Below are 19,008 nucleotides of genomic sequence, written 5' to 3'. Positions count from 1 at the left end.
GTTTGAACGGGGGTCCTGCCCTTCCTCCGGCTCAAGCAGAGGAAGGGTAGGATCTACCAATGATCGTTCGTGATTGCTTCGCGCTCGCGCTCGCCGCGGGGCTCGCCTGTACGCCCGACCCCGTCGGGAGCGAGACCGAGGGCGAGACATCGAGCGACACTTCGAGCGCCGCGACGTCCACCAGCGACGGCGTCAGCGCTTCTTCGACAGGAGGCCCGACGTCGACCACAGCGCCGACGACGACCGCGGGCACGACGACGAGCGACGGGACGAGCACCGGCACGACCAGCACCACCGGCGATCCTGTCGAGGCCGGCTGTGGCGACGGCGTGGCGACGCCCGGTGAGCTGTGTTTCGCGGCGATCGAGCTCGATTTCCTCGACTTCATCTCGAACGTCACGTTCGTCGACTTCGACGGCGACGGTCACCTCGACATGTTCACCCTCGAGGCGCTCCCGTTGCCGATCGTTCCGGCGCCGAATCCGAGCGAGCCGCTGCCGCTGGGAGCGTCCGCCGAGGTGGCGACGATGTCGGCCATGAGCTACATCGTCCAGCTGGGCGACGGGCAGGGCGGCTTCACCCCCGGGCCCACGTGGAAGCCGCTCGGGTTCCCCGACGAGATGAGCTTCGCCGACTTCACCGGCGACGGCGTGGCCGACCTGTTCGCCTGCGGCGTCAACTCCGATCCTGAGCTGTCTCTGGGGACAGGTATGGGCGCCTTCGGTCCGGCGAGCACGATCGGCTTGCCGGTGCAGGCGCGCGGCTGCGACCACGGCGACATCGACGGCGACGGCGACCTCGATGTGGTCGCCGTCGACAACGGAGGCATCGCGGTCGCGCTGAACGACGGCCTCGGTGGGTTCACCTCGAACTTGTTCCCCGCGCCGATGATCGTGCGAGATGGCGTGGTCCTGTTCGACCTCGACGAGGACGGCAACCTCGACCTGGTGATCAAGCGCTGGCAGACCGAGGAGGATGCGATCGAGACGATGTTCGGCGCCGGGGACGGGACCTTCGCTCCGGGCCAGTTGCTGACCGGGAGCGGGGAGATCGGGCCGGTGTTGGTCGTCGATCCGGCCGATGGCGAACGGCCCGCGCTGGTGGTGCTGGTTCAGGAGGACGCGCAGGCGGTGCTGCGCTCGTTCACCGTCGAAGACGATGGCACGCTGGCCGAGCCGGAGGCGGTGCTGACCGGCGACAAGTACTCGCTCATCGTGCGCGGACGCTTCGATGGCGACGACCGCCTCGACGTGGCGCTCGGGGGCGTGTCCGGCTTCACGGCGGCGCTGGGCCAGGATCCGTGGCCGCCCGCCCCGTTGCCCCTCTCGCGTGCGGGCGTCGACACGCCGACGTACACCGCGGTCGGCGACGTCAACGGCGACGGCGTCGACGACCTGCTCTTCGGCGGCTTCCCCAACCTGCTCCTGCTCTCGGATCCGTGAGCGATGGGAGCGTTCGACATCTACTCCGGCGAAGCGAGCTGTCCGCGCTGCGGGGACCGCTTCTGGCTCGACGGACAGACGAAATTCTTCGGGCCGGAGTTCTACGGGCTGTGCAACCGGTGGTTCAGGTCTGGCGATCCTCAGCCGCTCGAGCCCGGCAGCGAGGCGATCGGGACGGCGCGAGCGTGGGAGGGGTCGTGGTGGCGGGTGCGCGAGCCGGTCGATCCGACGGTGGTGCAGCTGCTGGTCGACGAGGACGAATGGTTCGGCTGCGACTGCGGGGCTCGCTTCGCGGTGATCCTGCGGCTGCGGGTCGGCGAGGGGCCGTCGACGACGCTCGAGAGCATCTTGTTGGGGGATGCGTACGATCGCGAGGTCGCGGGCGAGGTCGACTTCGCGAACGGAGAGTCGATGCTGTGGGCCGGCGATCACGCGGCGTTCGTGGCGGCGCTGCAGGCGGTCGCCGCGGAGCCGCCGGAGGCCCGTGCCGCGAGACTTTGCGCGTTCATGACGGAGTCGTGGGACCGCCGATGCGCGTCGGAACCGGAGGACGGGTCGTCGCCGTGGACCCACGTCGCAGGCGAGTTCCAATGCGAAGCGTGCGGAGACCGGCGCGAGCGCTCGGAGATGTTGCTGCTGTCGCACCCGGACTATGCGCAGTCGTTCTTCGGGTCGGCATGGACCGGCGGGACGCTGCGGCCGGGCTGCCGGATCGCGGGCGAGGTCGCGTGGCTGGAAGAGGACGTCGACCGCGGCTACTACACGCGGCTGCGCCATCCGGTGACGCGGGGCGGGCTGACGCTGATCGGTCGGCGCGGCGATCGTGGCTGTCGCTGCGGGGCGGGCCGGGCGGCGCCGGTGCTGCGGTTCGTCCGCGATGCGGGCGGGCTGACGCTGGCGGCGCTGTCGCTGCGGGTGGTGGCGAGCGAGGCGGACCTCGACGATGTCGATTTCGCCGAGGCGCCGCACTCGACGCGCGACAGGGCGGCGAACGCTCCGCCGTTGCGAGAGGCGTGGGACCGCGCGCAGGTGCGGCGCGCGGTGTTCAAGCAGTTCATATGCTGAAAGCGGCCGAAGGAATGCTAATATGTCCCGAAGGACATATTATCATTACCAGCTGATCGGCTCGAAATCCTTTAAAAATACGCCGCGCAGGAATTCGCCGTCGCGGAGGCCGCGGACGATTGGGTCGCAGACGCGGGCGGCGGCGTCGACGAGGTCGAGGGGGGGCATGAAGCCGCGGTCGCGCATGGCGTCGGCGATCGGCGCGGGGTTTTCGTTGGAGGCCCAGCCGGTGTCGACGCTGGTCATGAAGATGCGGTCAGTCGCGTAGTCGTCGGCGGCGGTGCGCGTCATCATGTTGAGGGCGGCCTTGGCCATGTTGGTGTGCGGGTGGAAGGGGGCCTTCCAGTCGCGGTCGAACCGGCCCTCGGGGGCGCTGACGTTGACGACGAAGGCGGCCCGGTCGGCGCGGGCCATGGTGTGCCGCAGGCGGGCGTTGAGGACGAAGGGGGCGACGGCGTTGATCAGCTGGACCTCGACCATCTCGAGGGTGCCGACCTCGTCGAGGCGGAGGCGCCAGCTGTTGCGCTCGCGCAGGTCGAGCGGCTGGCCGAAGCCGTCGTCGCTGCGCTGGGGGAACAGCGGGTGTTCGGGGAGTGAGATGTCCCCGGGGACATGTGGTTCGGCGAGCAAGGACTGCAGGGCCGGCGGCAGGGCCTCGGGGCGGGCCTCGTCGGCGAGCAGGGCGGCGTAGAACTCGGGCGGGCGGTGGATGGTCTGGGCGGCGTTGTTGACGAGGATGTCGAGGGCGGGCAGCTCGGCGTCGAGCCTGGCGGCGAAGGCCTCGACGCGGGGGATCTGCCGCAGATCGAGGGCGATGATCTCGAGGCGATCGCGGAAGGCTTCGAAGTCGGGCTGGTCGGCGAAGCGACGGGCGGTGTCGCGGGCGAAGCGCGAGGTGACGAGGACGCGCGCGCCCCAGCGCAGGAGACGGAGGGCGACCTGGTGACCGATCTTGATGCGGCCGCCAGTGACGAGGGCGATCCGTCCGCGCAGGTCGACAGCATCACCGCGGCGGGCGTAGCTGCGGGCGGCGCAGGCGGGGCACAGGCGGTCGTAGAAGAAATGCAGGCGGGTGTAGGGCTGCTTGCACACGTAGCAGGGGCGCGGGGCGTGCAACTCGTGGACGGTGGGCTCGGGCGGGGGCTCGGGGGTGGCGGCGACGCCGAGGTGGCGCTTGCGAATGGCGGCCGCTTCGGCGCGCTGGCGATCTTCGGCCTCCTGGGCGTCGCGCCGCTGACGATCGCGGCGCCGCTCGCTGCGGGCGTGGCGGCGATCGTCGCGGTGAAAGTTGTAAATAGCCTGACGCAGGGCGACGAGCCGGGGGTGGTCGCCACGGAGGAGAGATGGCCGAAGGGACAGGTGCGAGAGGAGGCGGAGGGCGATGTCGAGGTCGGGCTCGGTGAGCGGGGGCGGGAGGTCGGAGGCGGGCGCGAGGGGCGGGAGGGCGCGGCGCAGGCGGGCGAGGTCGGGGACGGGCCGGCGCGTGGGGTTGCGGTTGGCGTTGCGGGCGAGGCGGGCGAGGAGGTCGGCGCGCAGGTCGGGGGCGAGGCCCTCGAGGTCGAGGACGCAGAGGCGGGAGTTGGTTTCGAGGGCGGCGAGCAGCGGGCGCGCTTCGAGGGCGGCGGGGAGGGCGAGGCGGTGCCAGCGACCTCGCGCGAGCAGCCCGGCCCACTCGGCGATCGCGGGGCCGTCGAGGGGGATGGGGCCGTCGAGGCGGAGGTCGTCGATGTCCTTGAGGGCATGTCCGATGCGACATGTCTCGTGAGGCATGAGGCCCGTGTGGCCGAGGTCGAGGCTGCGCAGCGCGGGGTGGGCGGCGAGCGCGGGCAGGAGGTCGGAGAGCGAGCGGGGGCCGAGTGGGGTCTTGCGCAGGGAGAGGTGCCCGAGGTTCGGGTGACGGGCGAGCAAGGCGGCGAGCGTCCGGGCGGCGTCGGGGCCGAGGTCGCAGCCGCCGAGCCACAGGCCGCGCAGGGCGGGGAGGTCGAGCGCGGGGAGGAGGTCGGCGAGCGCGAGGCCCTCGAGATCGAGGTGAGCGCCGGGCAGGACTGCGCCGTGAATCAGGCGCCGCGGTCGCGCGAGCTCGCGGTCGTTGCAGAGGTCGGCGAGCAGGCTCGCGCGGTCGATCGGCGTGGCCATGGACGAGCGCGGCAGCGCGCGGCGAGGATGATACACCAGGGCGCTCGCGCGTCCTCGATGCTCGCGGTCGGAGGCACGATCGCGTGGCGCGGGCCGGCAGTGCGCGGCGAGGATGCCAGGTGCTGGCGCGTCCTCGATGCTCGCGGTCGGAGGCACGATCGCGTGGCGTGGGCCGGCAGCGCGCGGCGAGGATGATACACCAGGGCGTTGGCGCGTCCTCGACGCTTGCGGTCGGCGGTGTGATCGCGAGGGCCGACCGCGCGCGGCGACGGGGATAGAGGCGCTCGTGGTCGGCGGCGTGGAGCGTGTGACGCGGGTCGGCCGCGTGTGAGGTCGTGATACGCTGGGCGCGGCGATGGCGGACGAGGCGACGATCGAGGTGGCGATGATCGTGCCGCGTACCGAGGCGGAGGGGCCGGGGGTGCGCTATGCGGTGTGGGTGCAGGGTTGTGCGCTGCGCTGCGTCGGCTGCTGCAACCCGGAGATGCTCGAGTTCGGCGGCGAGGGGGCGACGCGGCGGCGCGTGGTGGACCTGGTCGAAGAGGCATGTGATTCGGGGGCCGAGGGGGTGTCGCTGCTCGGCGGCGAGCCGTTCGCGCAGGCGGAGGGGCTGGCGCCGCTGGCCGAGGGGGTGCGGGCGCGCGGGCTGTCGGTGATGATCTTCTCGGGCTACACGCTGGCGGAGCTGCAGGCGCGCGGACCGGCGGCGGCGCGGCTGCTGGCGGCGACCGACCTGCTGGTCGACGGGCGCTTCGAGGCCAAGGCGCGCTCGCAGACGCGGCGCTTCATCGGCTCGGACAACCAGGTGCTGCATTTCTTGAGCGATCGTTATGCGCAGGACGATCCGAAGTTCGCGGGCGGCAATACGGTGGAGCTGCGGATCCGCGGCGGCGAGATCACGCTCAATGGTTGGCCGCTGCTGGGGCCGCGCACGCGGGTGACGCGATGAGCCTGTCCGTCAGCGTCGACGAGGGGCACGCGCTCGAGGTGCTCGACATGCTGATCCGCGGGCGGCCGGTCCGGATCGTGCCGACGCATCCGGTGTCGCAGCCGCGCGCGGAGGTGGCCGAGGTGGCGGGGCGAAGGATCGCGGTGACGTGCCTGCGCCTGCTGGTCGAGTCGGGTCGGCGCGAGCGCGTGGTGCTGCGCCGCGGTCGTCGCGTGCGCGGACGGATCTGGGACGCGGCCCGCAGCGAGGGCTTTCGCCTGCGCTTCACCGAGGCGACATACGAGCTGTGGGTGCAGGCGACGCAGCGGCTGGCGGAGATCGCCCGGCCCACCGAGGTGGTGGAGGGCGAGGGCAGCTCGCGGCGGGCGCGGCGGCAGATCAAGCGCATCATCAAGATCGCGGGGACCGACACCGGTGATTGGCTGGTCTACGCATTGGCGGTGCGCCACCTGGCGCGCGCCAACATGCCGCGGGAGATCCGCGAAGACCTGGGGCGCCGGCTGTGTCTGGGTTCGCCGCTGGCGACGTTGTTCGCGCTCGAGGACTGGTCGCGCCAGGTCGACGGCGAGGAGTCGGCGGGCAAGCCGGCGCTGCTGCTCGAGGGGCCGCAGGTGGTGCTGCTCGAGTGCCTCGACGACGTGCTGGCGGACCAGTGGGCGGAGCAGATCGGTCGCTGCATGCGCTGGTCGCCGGGCGAGGAGCGGGCCGAGCGGCTGCTGACGGCCGCGCGGGTGCTCGAGGAATTCGTGCACGCGATCGACTTTCGCGCGCGGCTCGACCTGGCGCGGCCGCTGGTGGTGGCGCTGGGCCGCCTGGCGACCGGCGAGTGGGCCGATCCGCCGGCGATGGTGGCGGCGCGGCTGGTCGTCGATTCGGGGCTGGCGCTGCGCTCGCAACAGGACGCGCTGCGGCGCGCCCTGGCGCGCATCGTCGGGCTGGGCGAGCGGCTGGCAGGGCTGCGCGAGGCGATGACGCGGCACGCGTTCGGCGATCGCCGCTACGAAGAATCACAGGTGTATCTCGAGCTCCACGATTCGCTGCTGCGGCCGCACCTGGGGCGCCTCGACGCGCTGTCGCGGGCGCTGACGGGGCGGCTCGGGTGAACGAGCGGTCATGTGACAAGCCCGATGAGACATGTCGCAAGGGACAGCTTTCGACGAGGCGGGCGTGAGGCGGTGCGATCCGCGAGGGGCGCGTGATGGCTTGCTCTGCGGTCCGCGAGCGAGGTCTGTCGCGGGGCGTGCGAAGGATGCGGGTGGACCCGCATCGAGGATCCCGGGGCGCGCTGGCGACGCGTCGAGCTGAGTCGCCGGCCGCCTGATGTGACGTGCGCGGTGGTGTCGGCCAGGTCGTGGTCGCTGGCGCGCGTCGATGCTGGCGTTTGGCCTCGCCAGGGCGCGCGCGGGTCGGTTAGGATGAGCGACCGCGAGGAGGCAGCGTGAGCCGAGGGTACCGCATTCGCATCAGCGATCCGAACTGGCGACCGGTCACGTATCACGACGCCTCGCGACAGGTCGAGACGACCGACGCGATCGAGATGGACGTCGGGATGCTCGAGATCCTGCCCGAGGGGGCGATGACGGCGCTGCTGCGCGAGCAGCTGGCGGCGGCCGGCTGGTCCGAGGAGCAGGACAATTCGATGGCGCGCCAGTTCGGCGAGGTCGCGGTGACGCTTTCGCCCGACGGCCGCACGGTGACGGTGCGCGCGGCGGCGTCGAAGCAGGTGACGACGCGGGCGACCAGCGAGGCGCAGGCGGCGTCGAAGCTGGACGCGGCGGGCAAGCGAGCGGAGCGCGACCTGGCGCAGGAGGTCGCGCGGCGGCTCGGCGCGCACGAGGGCGAGATCCGCGGCGAGCTGCAGGCGGCGCTGCAGAAGGTCTACGCCGAGGCGCTGCGCCAGAAGGCGGCGTCGATGGGCCAGATCGAGAGCGTGCACGAGGGCCGCGGGGCCGACGGCGAGCTCGAGCTGACGATCAAGGTGCGGGTCTAGCGTGCGCCGCACGGAGCCGATCGAGGGCCTGCCGGGCGAGGTGCGGGTCGAGGACGCGGTCGAGATGGCATGCGCGCAGGACGTGACGTTCATCGAGGAGCGGCTGCGTCGCGGGATGAGCGTGCTGGTCGAGTGCGACAAGGAGCTGGCGCTGCACGTGTATCTGGCCGTGCGCGCGCGGCTGCGCGGCGGGGCGGGCAGGGAGCGCGGGCCGCAGATCGTGATCGTCGACGGGCGCCCGCGCGAGGGCGAGGAGAGCCGCGGCAACCTGGCGGTGATGCTGACGCAGCTGACGACGGCGATCCGCGGCAGCGTCGAGCGCACGATCATCGTGCTGCTGCACCTCGACGTGCTGACGACGACGCACACGAGCCTGACGATGGAGGCGCGCGAGGCGATCCCGCTGCTGTACGAGAACCCGGAGGCGGTGCTGCTGGGCTTCCGCGACCCGAGCTTCCCGCTGCCGCGGGTGATCGAGGGGGTGTTCGCGGTCCGCCGCGAGATCGTCGGGGTGCCGCGCGATTCGCTGGCCAAGATCGTGACCCAGCGCGAGGCCAGGGCGATCGACGCCGACAAGTTCGATCCGTTCGCGCTCTACAAGTATGTCTCGGGGCTCAACCCGGTGCGGCTGCGGCGGCTCATGCAAGCGGTCGGGCTGCGGCGCGAAGCGATGCCGGGCCGCTCGCAGGCGGCGCAGGTGTACCGCGAGCTGCGGCGACAGACGGTCAGCGAGGACGTCGAGCTGCCCAACGTCGACCTCGAGCGCGACATCGGCGGCTATCCGGAGGTCAAGCTGCGGCTGCGCGAGGAGCTGCTCGACCTGCTGAGGCGCAAGGACAGCCTCGGCAGCGAGGGCGAGATCCAGGCGCTCGAGGGGCTGCTGCCGCGCGGGATCATCTTTCACGGGCCGCCCGGGACCGGCAAGACGTACTTCGCCAAGGCGATGGCGACGGCGATGGACGCGACGGTCATCATCGTGTCGGGGCCGGAGCTGAAGTCGAAGTGGGTCGGCGAGAGCGAGGAGAACCTGCGCCGGGTGTTCCGCCAGGCCCGCCGCAGCGCGCCGGCGGTGATCGTGTTCGACGAGATCGACGCGTTCGCCCACGCGCGCGGGACGTACGAGGGCTCGGGGGTCGAGCACTCGATGGTGAATCAATTGCTGACCGAGATGGACGGGTTCCGCGGCAGCGAGAGCGTGTTCGTGGTCGGGACGACGAACTTCTTGGAGAGCCTCGACGGGGCGCTGCTGCGGCCGGGGCGGTTCGAGTTCCTCATCGAGATCCCGGCGCCGGGGGTGCAGGACCGGCGCGAGATCGTGGAGATCTACGACCGCAAGCTCGAGCTGGGGCTGTCGCGCGAACTGCAGGAGCACCTGGTGCGGCGCACCGAGGGGCTGGCGGAGCGGGCGCGTGGGCTGCCGTTCACGGGCGATCACATCTACGCGGTGTGCCGGGCGCTGAAGCGGCAGGCGATCCGCACCGGCGAGAAGAAGTTCGCGCCGGAGGACATCGACCGCGCGCTGCAACGCAAGACGCGGGCGGTGGTGGTGCTGAGCCCGTCGGAGGAGCGGGTGGTGGCGATCCACGAGGCCGGGCACGCGCTGCTGGCGATGCTGGTCGAACACGCGACGCCGCCGGAGCGGATCTCGATCGCGGCCGACATGGAAGGGGCGCTCGGCTACGTGCTGCGCGCGGCGCGGGCGCGGCCGTACGCGATCACGGCGGCCGACATGCGCGCCGACATCTGCGTCGGGCTCGGGGGCATGTGCGCGGAGCGGCTGGTGTTCGGCGAGGTGTCGATCGGGGCGCATACCGATCTGCAGCAGGTCAACCGCATCGCGCGGGCGATGGTCGAGGAGTACGGGATGGGCGCGAGCACGGGGGTGCTGGTGCGCCTCGACGATACGCCGCGCCACGGGACGCCGATGTCGGAGCGCCGCCGCGAGCGGGTCGACGCCGAGGTGACGGAGATCCTCGAGAAGGAGCTGGCGCGGGCGCAGGCGCTGCTGACCGGCAACCGGGGGCTGCTCGAGGCGCTGGCGGAGACGCTGCTGACGCGCAAGGTGCTCGACCGCGCCGAGCTGAGCGCGCTGACGAAGGGAGAGAGCCATGGCTGAGGTGACGATCCGTCTGCGCCACAACCCGCGCACGGGCGAGCGCGAGGTGGTGATCCACTACGAGTCGGACAGCGACGCGCTGCCGCACGAGCACGAGCGCGACCACCGGGCGCTGGCAGAGCGGCTGATCGGTCGGCCGCTCGAGCAGGTGCTCGGCGGGATGACGGTCGACCGGGTGGTGGTCGAGAAGGCGCCGAAGGCCGGCGCGGCGGCCAGCGACGAGGCGGCGCGCGACAAGGCCAAGGCGCGCGGCTGAGGCGAGACGGGCGAGCGCGATCGTGCGGTACTGCCTGCTGCTGACAGGGACGGCGAGCGACGGGGCGACGCTGGCGGTGCTGCTCGAGGCGGCGCCGTTCCTGGCCGAAAGGACATGGTCGGTGATGCTCGACATGTCGGGGCCGGGCAGCGCGATCGCCTGTGAGGCGCTCGATGCTGTCCTCGCGGACAGGTTGATGCCGCGCGGGCTGCCGCTGGCGACGGCGGCGGAGGAGGACGAGACGCTGGTGCTCCGGCCGCTGCGCGGCGAGGGGCAGGTGCGCTGGAGCTGGTGGAAGCAGCGCAGCGCGCCGCGATTGGTGGAGGCGCTGCGATTGCGGCGGGTGCCGGGCGAGCCGCTGGTCGAGGAGGCGCTGTTCGTGATGCGCAGCGACTCGGAGGCGCCGCGGCGGCTGCTGGAGCGGCTGCTCTTGCTGGGGCGCTCGGACGCGCAGGTGGTGAGCTTCGTCGACGAGGCGGGCGCGGGCCGCTTCGCGGTCAAGGTCAAGGCGCCGCCGATCTACTTGATGATGGCGGCGCGCGACGGCGGCGACGAGGTCGCGGTGTACGGACGCAATGGTGGCAGTCCGCTATGGGTCGCCTGGTCCTTCGAACATGCGAGCCCGGGGCCGGCGGCGGCCTCGCTGGCGCGGACGAACCAGGCGGCGCTGGTCGACCGCGACGGCGCGTGGCTGCGTACTTCGGCGGAGTGGCGGGTGCGGGCGATCCTCGACGCGGTGGCGCCGGAGCTGGAGGCGCCGCGGGTGGCGCTGACTTCGATCGCGTCGGAGGTGCGGTTCCGGGTGCCGATCCGGCTGGCGCCGGCGGCGATGGTCGATCCGGATCTGTGGCTGCTGACGTCTGAGCAGCTGCTCGAGCTCGAGCCGCTGATCGAGGTGAGCACGAGCGACGAGCTGTCGCGGCTGACGGTGGGGCGACTGACGGGCGCGGACGGGACGGTGTACCTGCTGCGCGAGCGGGTGCGGCCGGGGGTGCCGCGCATGGCGGGGCGGGTCAGCGATACGCTCGGGGTACCGGGTTACTCGCAGGTGGCGGGGGCCGACAATCTTTATGTGCCGACGGGGCGGCGGCTGATGCCGGTGCTGCGGCGCGACGATCTGCGGGCGCTGCTGGGGCTCGAGCGGGCGCACGCGGTGGTGATCACGGAGGACCGCGACGGGCCGCGGGTGGTGACGATCGCGGCGGTCGACGAGCAGCCGCTGCAGCGGTGGATCGACTACGTGGCGACCGACCGCCGGCTCGAGCTCGACAAGCTGCTCGAGCGCAGCGTGTTCGAGTTCCCGGAGGTGACGATCGAGTGGCCGAAGGAGGTGCGGCAGCCGGCGCCGAAGAAGCCGGGGCCGCGCGAGGCGCCGATCAAGCGGGCGCCGCCGCCGAAGCCGAAGGTGGTCGAGGAGGTGGCGAGCGCTGTCGACTTCGACGCGGCGGCGCACCTGCGGGCGCTGCGAGAGCAGGTGCGCACGCTCGAGCGGCGGGTGGTCGCGGGCGGCTGCGACGAGCCCGAGGTGTGGCAGGAGCTGGGCGAGATCAAGGCGGAGCTCGGCGAGGGCGACGAGGCGGCCGATTGCTTCGAGATGGCGCTGCTGCACGCGGGGCCGCCGTACGACGCGCGGCTGGCCGAGCGATTGATGGTCGCGATCCGCGGCAGTGATTCGGACGACGCGTTGACGGAGTGGGTGGTGGCCGACCGGCGCACGCCGGCGGAGGCGAGCCGGCTGGGCGCGTCGCTGGTGGCCCGGGTGGCGGCGCAGCGGTTCCCGGCCGACGAGTTGATGCAGCTGGCGCTGCCGATCTTCGCCGACCCGCGGCTGCCGGTGTCGCGCCGGCTGGCGTGGGCGGTGCTGGCAGGATGGCACCGGCACGCGCGCGACCGCCTCGGGGTCACGCGGGCGAAGGAGGCGATCCTCGGCGGGATCAACGAGCGCGGGCTGAGCGAGCTGCACGACCTGCCGCGGTTCGTGCGCCACGCGCTGGCGCGCGAGGGGGAAGACGCGAGCGAGGAGACCAGCGAGGCCCGGGCCGACCGCCTGCAGCAGGGCCAGCTGATCGCGCTCGAGGCGATGTGGCACGAGGCGGTGCACGCGGGGCTGCCCGACATGGACGCGCCGACGGCCTTCTTGCGGCTGATCTTCGCCGTCGGGTTCGCGCGGCTCGGGGCCCGCGGGCTGGCGCACGAGCTGGTGGCGCCGGTCGAGCTCGAGCTCGACGTGCACGAGATCCCCAACCGCGCGCTGTTCCGGCTGTACATGGCGCGGCTGGCCCACGAGAGCTCGGGCGGCAGCGCGGAGGTGTGGGCGGCCGAGGTGGCGCGGACCGTCGAGGGCATCCGCGAGCCGCGGGCCCAGCAGGCGGTGCTGTGGCTGCAGAAGCGGTCGATGTGGCTGCGCACGGGCCCCGTGGAGGAGGCGGCGGCGAGCCGGGCGACGCGCTTCAAGCTGCCGCCGGGGGTCGACGTGAGTGGGCTGGCGGAGGTGGTGGCGCGCGAGGTGTCGGCCGGGGCGCGGTCGTTCGATTACTTGATCGCGGAGGCGGTCGACGTGTGCGTGCGCCGGGCGCTGGCGAGCGGCAGCGACGCGGTGGTGGCGGAGGTGCTCGCGAACGCGGAGCCGGGCCTCGCCAACATCCAGATCTTGAGCCACCGCGCGGAGGCGGTGGCGGCGTGCATCCACGGGGCGGCGAGCCTGGGCGACGACGCGATGCTCGGGCGCCTGCTCGAGGCGCTGGTGAACATCGCCCGCAGCGACAAGCTGGGGTCGGCGCGCGAGCTGGTGCGGGCGACGCAGCGCGGGCTGGCGGCGCTGCGGCGGTTCGGCGGGCTCGAGCCGGCGCGGGCGCTGCTCGAGGCGCTGGCGCGGGTGCACGCGTACACGTCGGGCGACCAGATCGCGCTGTCGGCGACGGTGGCGACCGGGTTCGTGCAGATCGGCGAGGAGCGGGTCGCGGACGAGGTGCTCGACACGCTCTGCACGCAGGTGCTCGGCAACGGGCTAGACTACGTGACGCGGGCCCAGGGCGGGCTGGCGGTGGCGCAGGCGCTGCGGCACTGGCCCAACTCGCCGCGGGTCGAGCGGTTCCGCCGGTTCGTCGCCAAGCTGCCGGTGTTCCGCGACACCTTCACCACCAGCCGCTATTACGATACGCACAAGATCCTGATCTTGGAGTCTGTCGTCGACAGCCTGGCCGACAGCCGCACTCGCCACAGCGACCGCGTGCAGGGGTTCCTCGACCAGGAGGAGCACGCGCTGCGGCGGCGCATCGTCACCGACTGGAGCGCAGTATGTGGACGCTAGAGGAGCTCGAGCCCGAGATCGACGACATCCGCACGCGGATCCAGCAGCACCGCCGCGGGCTGAAGGAGTACTTCGTGGCCCGCGACGAGGAGATCGATCTGGCGATCCTGTGCGCGGTGGCCCAGGAGCCGCTGCTGCTGGTGGGGCCGCCGGGCACGGCGAAGAGCGACTTGGTGGTCAAGCTGACCGAGAGCCTGGGGCTCGGGGCCGGTGATTACTTCGAGTACATGCTGACGAAGTTCACCGAACCGAGCGAGATCCTCGGGCCGATCGACATCGCAGTGCTCAAGGAGGGCCGCTACCTCCGGCGCACCCGCGGGATGCTGCCCGACTGCCGGGTGGCGTTCCTCGACGAGATCTTCAAGTCGAACTCGGCGATCCTCAACACGCTGCTGACGATCCTCAACGAGCGCAAGTTCTACCAGGACGGGCAGCCGACGCCGGTGCGGCTGGTGATGCTGTTCGCGGCGACCAACGACATCCCCGACCAGAGCGAGCTCGAGGCGATGGCCGACCGCTTCATCCTCAAGATCGAGACGAAGCCGGTGAAGGACCGCCACTTCGAGGAGCTGATCGACGCGGGGGTGATGAACGAGTCGTACCGGGCGAGCGGGCACAAGCCGTGGACCCGCGGGGCGGCGTCGCTCGACGATTTCCTCAAGCTCAAGCGGTTCATGGACCTGAGCTTCGGGATGGGCCGCGAGCCGGGCCGCGACCGGGCGCAGTGGTTCCCGCGACCGGTGTTCGCGGAGATGCGGCGGATCGTGCGGGCGCTCGAGACGGAGGACAAGGTGATGGTCAGCGACCGCAAGCTGGTCAAGCTCTACAAAGTCATTCGCACGCAGGCGTTCCTCAATCACGGCGGGGCGGTGCAGACTTCGGACCTGAACCTGCTGGCGTACGTGGGCAACCGCCGCGACGAGATCCCGGTGGTGGCGAGCAAGGTCAAGGCGCTGCTGGGGCTCGGCGGGTGACGGCGTGGGCCGGCGACTGAGCCGCGAAGAACTGCTGCCGGCGCTGAAGGCGTGGGCCTACGTGAGCGGCTACGGCGGCTCGCGGGCAGAGTCGCTGCCGCCGGCGCTCGGCTGGCTGCGCGCGCTGTGGGAGGAGGGCCACGACGCGCTGCCGCTCGACCTCGTGCACGACCTCGGGACGCTGCTGGTGGAGGGCCGGGCGTTCGCGTTCGCGTCGAGCCGCGACCTGGCCGACTGGCCGGAGGAGGAGCGAGCGGAGCGACTGGCGTACGAGGATCGGGTGCTCGGCAGGTGGGTGCTCGATGCGAGCGTGGGCGACGCGCACGTGGCGATCGCGGCGCTGTCGGGCGAGCTGCAGCCGCGGGCGCTGGCGCACGCGATCGGCCTGGCCCTCGGGACAGCCGCGCGAGACGCCGAGCTCGACGCGGGCAACCCGGCGATCCTGCGCTCGTCGTGGCGCGAGGCGCTGGCGCTGGTCGAGTCGTGGCCGGCGCGCCACGGGGCGTGGCAGGAGCCGCCGGTCGATGCGAACTGGCGCGGCTGGGCGCTGGCGATCCGGGCGGCGATCGTGGGCCGGCTCGGCGAGGGCAAGCTGTTCTCGCCGGAGGACCTGTGGGAGCTGGCGCATCTGGCCGACCTTCCCAACGAGTCGAGCCGGCTGGCGCTGCGCGAGCTGCATCGGGCGACGGCGGCGATCGGCGGGGTGAGCCCGGGGATCGCGATGGCGGTGCGCCGGCGGGCGCAGGAGGTGGCGGTCGAGGAGGAGGACGCGAGCCACTACCCGGCCGGCGGCTTCGATGCGCTGAGCACCCGCGGGCGGTTTGAAAATCTGGTGCGCAGCGAGGTGGCGTATGTCGATTCGGGGCGCGAGGAATTGGGGGAGATCGATCTCTTCGACGTGCGGTTCGCTCAGGGCGAGCTGCTGTTCTACACCCGGGATGAGAGCCCGCTGTTCGATCAACGGCGGCGCGTGACCGTGGTCGTCGAGCGGCCGCTCGACCAGCGTCACAAGCACCCGGAGCTCGACGCGCAGACGCTGGTGCTGGTCGACGCGGCGGTGCTGCGGCTGCAGGCTGACATGATGCAGGTGTTCGGGCCGGCGGGGGCGGAGCTGCACCTGCGCTGGCGCGCGAGCGGCAAGGCCGACGCGGAGGCGGCCGAGGAGGAGGCGCGGCTGATGGCGATGACGCTGGCCGACGAGCTGGCGCACCGACGGGTGACGCTGGCGACGGTGAGCGACTGGCAAGAGACGCCGCCGCGCGGGCTGGTGGTGTTCGCGGCCCATCAAGAGGATCCACGCGCGGGCGCGCGAGCATGGGTGCGGGTCGGCGAGCCGCGCTGGGCGCTGGACGGCGAGAGCTTCGCGGTCGGCGAGCCGGGCGGGCTGCGAGCGCTGCTCGACGCGCTGCTGCTGCGGCTGTTCGCCTAACGATCCGACTCGCCGGCGAACGAGCCCATCAGGCGGTCGCGGTAGAGCTTGCGGAACCGCAGGGTCGGCTCGTCGGTGCGGACCGAACGCTCTTCGCCGACGGGCGGGACCTCTCGCGGCAGCGAGGTCTCGATGACGACTCGATCCTCGCCGCCGATCTTCCGGCTGGCGAGGGCAAAGTAGCGATCGAACAGGCGCGACCGCAGGTAGTCGCGGATCGTCACCATGATCATGTGGGTGGTCGTGTCGTCGACGGGGAGCACGCTCAAGATCAGCTCGAAGATGCGTCTGCCGGAGGGGACGTGCAGATGCATCGTGTTGGGGAAGCGATAGTCGAGGGTGATCGGCTGGGCGACGCCGTCGATCGCGGTCGCTGTCCGACCGCCCCACGGCCGATCCTCCCAGGAGATGTCGAGCCGCGAGCCGGGACGGAGCGGCAGGGCGTCGCGGAGCGTCCGCCGGTGGACGAACGGGAGGTGCGGCCAGTCGAGCGAGTTTTCCATGACGCGCGTCCAGTGGACGGCGAACGGCATGGTGACGCTGTTGAGTGCGAGGCCGTCGCGCTGCAGCACGTCGGGGACGTCGGGCTCCGACGGCGCCGCGAGCCCGGGGGCCGTGTACAACCACAGGAGCCCGCCGCGCTCTAGCACGGGCAACGGCGTCGCGCCGAGTCGCTCGCGCCTGGCGTCCGGGTTCCACGGGACGAGCTGGTTGCTACCGTCGCCAGCGAAGCGCCAGCCGTGGAACGGGCACTCGAGGCATCCGCCCTCGACCTTGCCGAGCGACAGCCGCACGCCACGATGCGGGCAGCGATCGACGAGCGCGCAGGCCCGCCCCTCTCCGTCCCGGAACAGCACTACCCGTTCCTCGGCGACCTGCAGCGGGAGCGGCGCGCGGCGCTTCAGGTCCCGGGCGAGGCCGACGATCGTCCAGACATGTGCGAAGCCGCGGAACATGCTGACCTCCTGTCTCTTCTTTCTCGCCGCTTCAGCAGGCGCGCCCGACGACCGCGTGCGGTGATTGTTGGGCCCGAGGAGCGCGAGCCCGGACGAAAGCGCGCCAGCGCGGCGAAGCCGGCGCAGCCGAAGGACGAGGACGGCTTCGGCCGCCGATTCCGTGCGGTCGACAGCGCGGGCTGCGGCGATGCGCGGCGGGGACGGTCTGGCATTCGACCCCGCCCGCCGGCTGGCGAACGCCGCCGAGGAGCTATCCATCGAGGCGGCCCCGGGCGCGTCGTTCGAGCGGAGCTTCGAAGTGCGCCGAAAGAATTTTCGGACGCCCACGAAATTGCGACGGCCGGGAAATTACCTGTTCGATGTCATCCACACGTGCTGCGAAGCTCTATTTCCATCTCGTACTCATCACCTCGTTCGTGGGAGCCACGGGCTGTCCCATGCAGGCGACCCAGGAGTCTATACCGATTCGAACCCGGGGCCGGGGCCGGGAACCGAATCCGACACGACCCCGGTCACCGGCGACGCACCGACGACGGAAGGTGCGACGGAGCCCGGCACCTCGACGACGACGGAAGGTCTAGGCGCGCGGTCCAAGTCATCTTCGGCGCGCGGGCTCAGTTGTGATCGAAGCAGTCCCAGCACGGGTCGAGGCCGGTGACCTGGACGTCGACCGGGAACTCGCACAGCTGGGGGACCGTGGTCGAGAGGGTGAAGGCGTCGAGCGGGTTGCCCTCGATGCGGACGGAGTCGCATGTGCTGAGCCATGGGTCGTCGAGGATCGACGCCAGGCCGGTGATGCTGTTGCCGGCGAGGTCGATGTAGCCGAGCGATTGATAGGCAGCCAGCGGGGCGAGGTCGACGATCGCGTTGCCCGCGAGGGAGAGGTAGAAGAGCCCGGCGGTGGCGAACTCGGGCACCGCGAAGAGACCGGCGTCGTCGGCCAGGACGGACTGCAGCGCCGGGTGCGAGGCCAGGCTGTTCAGGCTGGGGGAGAACGGGTTGCGCGAGACATCGAGACTGTCGAGCACGGGCGCGCCGAGCAGCGGGGCGAGGTCGACGATCTGGTTGTCGGAGAGGTCGAGGTCGGTGAGCGCGGGCAAGGCGAGCGCGGTGACCTCGACGATGTGGTTCAAGTCGAGATCGAGGTCGGTGAGCGCGTGAAGGCCGGCGAGCGGGGTGAGGTCGACGATCTCGTTGTTCGAGAGCTCGAGGTCGACGAGCGCGGTCAGGCCGGCGAGCGGGGCGAGGTCGGCGATGAGGTTGTTCTCGGCCCGGAGCACGGTGAGAGCGCCGAGGTCGGCGAGCGGGGCGAGGTCGGCGACGAGGTTCTTTCTCAGGTCGAGGAGCTGCAGGGCGGCCATGTCGGCGAGGGCGGCGAGGTCGGCGAGCTTGTTGTCCTGCAGGTTGAGCTGCTGCAGCGTGGTGAGGCCGGCGAGCGGCGAGATGTCGGTGAGGTCGTTGGCGTAGAGGGCGAGGGTTTGGAGGTTGACGAGCGGGGCGAGCTCGCCGAGGTCGGTCAATGCGGCGCCGCCGAGGTTGAGCTCTTCGAGCGTGACGATCTTCCCGAGGCCGGTGAGGTCGGGGCCCGGCAGGCCGGCGCCGCTCAGGCTCTTGAGCGGCAGGCCGGCGAGCGGGGCGAGTGAGGCGATCGGGTTGCCGGAGATGTTGAGGGATTCGAGCTGGAAGAGGCCGGCGAGAGGGGCCAGGTCGGTGACCTGGGCGCTCGAGACCTGCAGGTGGGTGAGGTTGGTGAGGCCGGCGAGCGGGCCGAGGTCGGCGATGTCGGAGGAGTAGAAGGTGACCTCGACGAGGCCGGTGAAGCACTCGATGCCGGCCAGCGAGGCGACCTTGCTGCTGACCCCGATGCTGTCGAGCGCTGCGGCGAGGTCGACCGGGATCGGGCCCTCGGGGACTTCGAGGCGCAGGCGCATGTACTGCTCGAGCAACGGGTCGGCGAGCGCGATCTCGGTGCATTCCACGACGGGCGGGGCCGTGGTGCTGGTGGCGGGGTCGTCGGTGGTGAGGTCGGTGGTGGTGGCGGCGGTCGTGGTGGTGGCGGCGGTCGTCGTCATCGGCGAGGCGTCGGTGGTGCCGTCGTCGGTGGTGCCGTGGCCGTCGGTGCTGTCGCCGCCGCTGGTGGTGCCGGGCTCGCCGGTGCCGGCGGTCTCGCTGTCACTGGCAGTATCGGGGCCGCAGGCGAGGGCGAGGGCGAGGACGAACGGGGAGCCGCGACGCATGTTTGTCAGGATGGCGGGTGCGGCGAAATCTTGCATGCGCCACGGCGGCCGACGAATCACGACGGGGGCCGCCACGGAACGGCGGGATGCTGGCCAGGGACGGGAGAAGCCGCGCCGGATGGCGCTCGCGGCCCGTGCCGATGTCGAG

At 71.9% G+C, this 19,008-nt stretch carries 13 protein-coding genes; 10 read left to right on the top strand and 3 right to left on the bottom strand.

Translation table 11 applies throughout. From position 1 onward, the window contains the following. The first annotated feature begins 59 nt into the window (after positions 1 to 59). Positions 60 to 1,442: an FG-GAP repeat domain-containing protein gene (locus POL25_RS13275; protein WP_272086353.1), complete on the top strand. Its 1,383-nt coding sequence runs from the start codon at positions 60 to 62 to the stop codon at positions 1,440 to 1,442. A gap of 3 nt (positions 1,443 to 1,445) precedes the next feature. Next, entirely contained in the window at positions 1,446 to 2,507 is a 1,062-nt protein-coding gene (locus POL25_RS13270; RefSeq protein ID WP_272086352.1) for a hypothetical protein, read from the top strand. 45 nt (positions 2,508 to 2,552) lie between these two features. Here POL25_RS13270 and POL25_RS13265 read toward each other — a convergent pair whose 3' ends face one another. Further along, the gene (locus tag POL25_RS13265; RefSeq protein WP_272086351.1) at positions 2,553 to 4,643 is read right to left on the bottom strand and encodes an SDR family NAD(P)-dependent oxidoreductase; all 2,091 of its coding nucleotides are present in this window, start codon (positions 4,641 to 4,643) and stop codon (positions 2,553 to 2,555) included. Between the two features lie 355 nt (positions 4,644 to 4,998). Here POL25_RS13265 and POL25_RS13260 point away from each other — a divergent pair, with 355 nt between their 5' ends. From POL25_RS13260 to POL25_RS13225, 8 genes are all read left to right on the top strand, one after another. Further along, the gene (locus POL25_RS13260) at positions 4,999 to 5,592 is read left to right on the top strand and encodes a 4Fe-4S single cluster domain-containing protein (RefSeq protein WP_272086350.1); all 594 of its coding nucleotides are present in this window, start codon (positions 4,999 to 5,001) and stop codon (positions 5,590 to 5,592) included. Continuing rightward, on the top strand, positions 5,589 to 6,695 hold the full coding sequence (locus POL25_RS13255) for a hypothetical protein (protein WP_272086349.1): 1,107 nt from the start codon (positions 5,589 to 5,591) through the stop codon (positions 6,693 to 6,695). Before POL25_RS13260 ends, POL25_RS13255 begins: the two co-directional genes overlap by 4 nt. 335 nt (positions 6,696 to 7,030) lie before the next feature. Beyond that, complete coding sequence (locus tag POL25_RS13250; RefSeq protein WP_272086348.1) at positions 7,031 to 7,582, top strand: hypothetical protein; 552 nt, start codon at positions 7,031 to 7,033, stop codon at positions 7,580 to 7,582. 1 nt (position 7,583) lies between these two features. Then, the gene (locus POL25_RS13245) at positions 7,584 to 9,698 is read left to right on the top strand and encodes an AAA family ATPase (RefSeq protein WP_272086347.1); all 2,115 of its coding nucleotides are present in this window, start codon (positions 7,584 to 7,586) and stop codon (positions 9,696 to 9,698) included. Further along, positions 9,691 to 9,954: a hypothetical protein gene (locus tag POL25_RS13240; RefSeq protein ID WP_272086346.1), complete on the top strand. Its 264-nt coding sequence runs from the start codon at positions 9,691 to 9,693 to the stop codon at positions 9,952 to 9,954. Before POL25_RS13245 ends, POL25_RS13240 begins: the two co-directional genes overlap by 8 nt. A gap of 22 nt (positions 9,955 to 9,976) precedes the next feature. Next, a complete protein-coding gene (locus POL25_RS13235; RefSeq protein ID WP_272086345.1) occupies positions 9,977 to 13,264 on the top strand; it encodes a DUF8586 domain-containing protein in 3,288 nt (1,095 codons plus the stop codon). Beyond that, entirely contained in the window at positions 13,252 to 14,238 is a 987-nt protein-coding gene (locus tag POL25_RS13230) for an AAA family ATPase (RefSeq protein WP_272086344.1), read from the top strand. Before POL25_RS13235 ends, POL25_RS13230 begins: the two co-directional genes overlap by 13 nt. Positions 14,239 to 14,242: 4 nt before the next feature. Continuing rightward, positions 14,243 to 15,667: a hypothetical protein gene (locus POL25_RS13225; RefSeq protein WP_272086343.1), complete on the top strand. Its 1,425-nt coding sequence runs from the start codon at positions 14,243 to 14,245 to the stop codon at positions 15,665 to 15,667. Here the strand turns inward: POL25_RS13225 and POL25_RS13220 are convergent. Further along, positions 15,664 to 16,623 (bottom strand): Rieske 2Fe-2S domain-containing protein, encoded by a 960-nt coding sequence (locus POL25_RS13220; protein WP_272086342.1) that lies wholly within the window; start codon positions 16,621 to 16,623, stop codon positions 15,664 to 15,666. The two genes, POL25_RS13225 and POL25_RS13220, sit on opposite strands and share 4 nt — an antisense overlap. Before the next feature lie 614 nt (positions 16,624 to 17,237). Next, the gene (locus POL25_RS13215) at positions 17,238 to 18,860 is read right to left on the bottom strand and encodes a leucine-rich repeat domain-containing protein (protein ID WP_272086341.1); all 1,623 of its coding nucleotides are present in this window, start codon (positions 18,858 to 18,860) and stop codon (positions 17,238 to 17,240) included. Positions 18,861 to 19,008 lie beyond the last annotated feature (148 nt).

It is taken from the genome of Nannocystis bainbridge (assembly GCF_028368995.1).
Taxonomy (GTDB): domain Bacteria; phylum Myxococcota_A; class Polyangia; order Nannocystales; family Nannocystaceae; genus Nannocystis; species Nannocystis bainbridge.
This window is presented reverse-complemented; position numbering and strand designations above follow the sequence as displayed.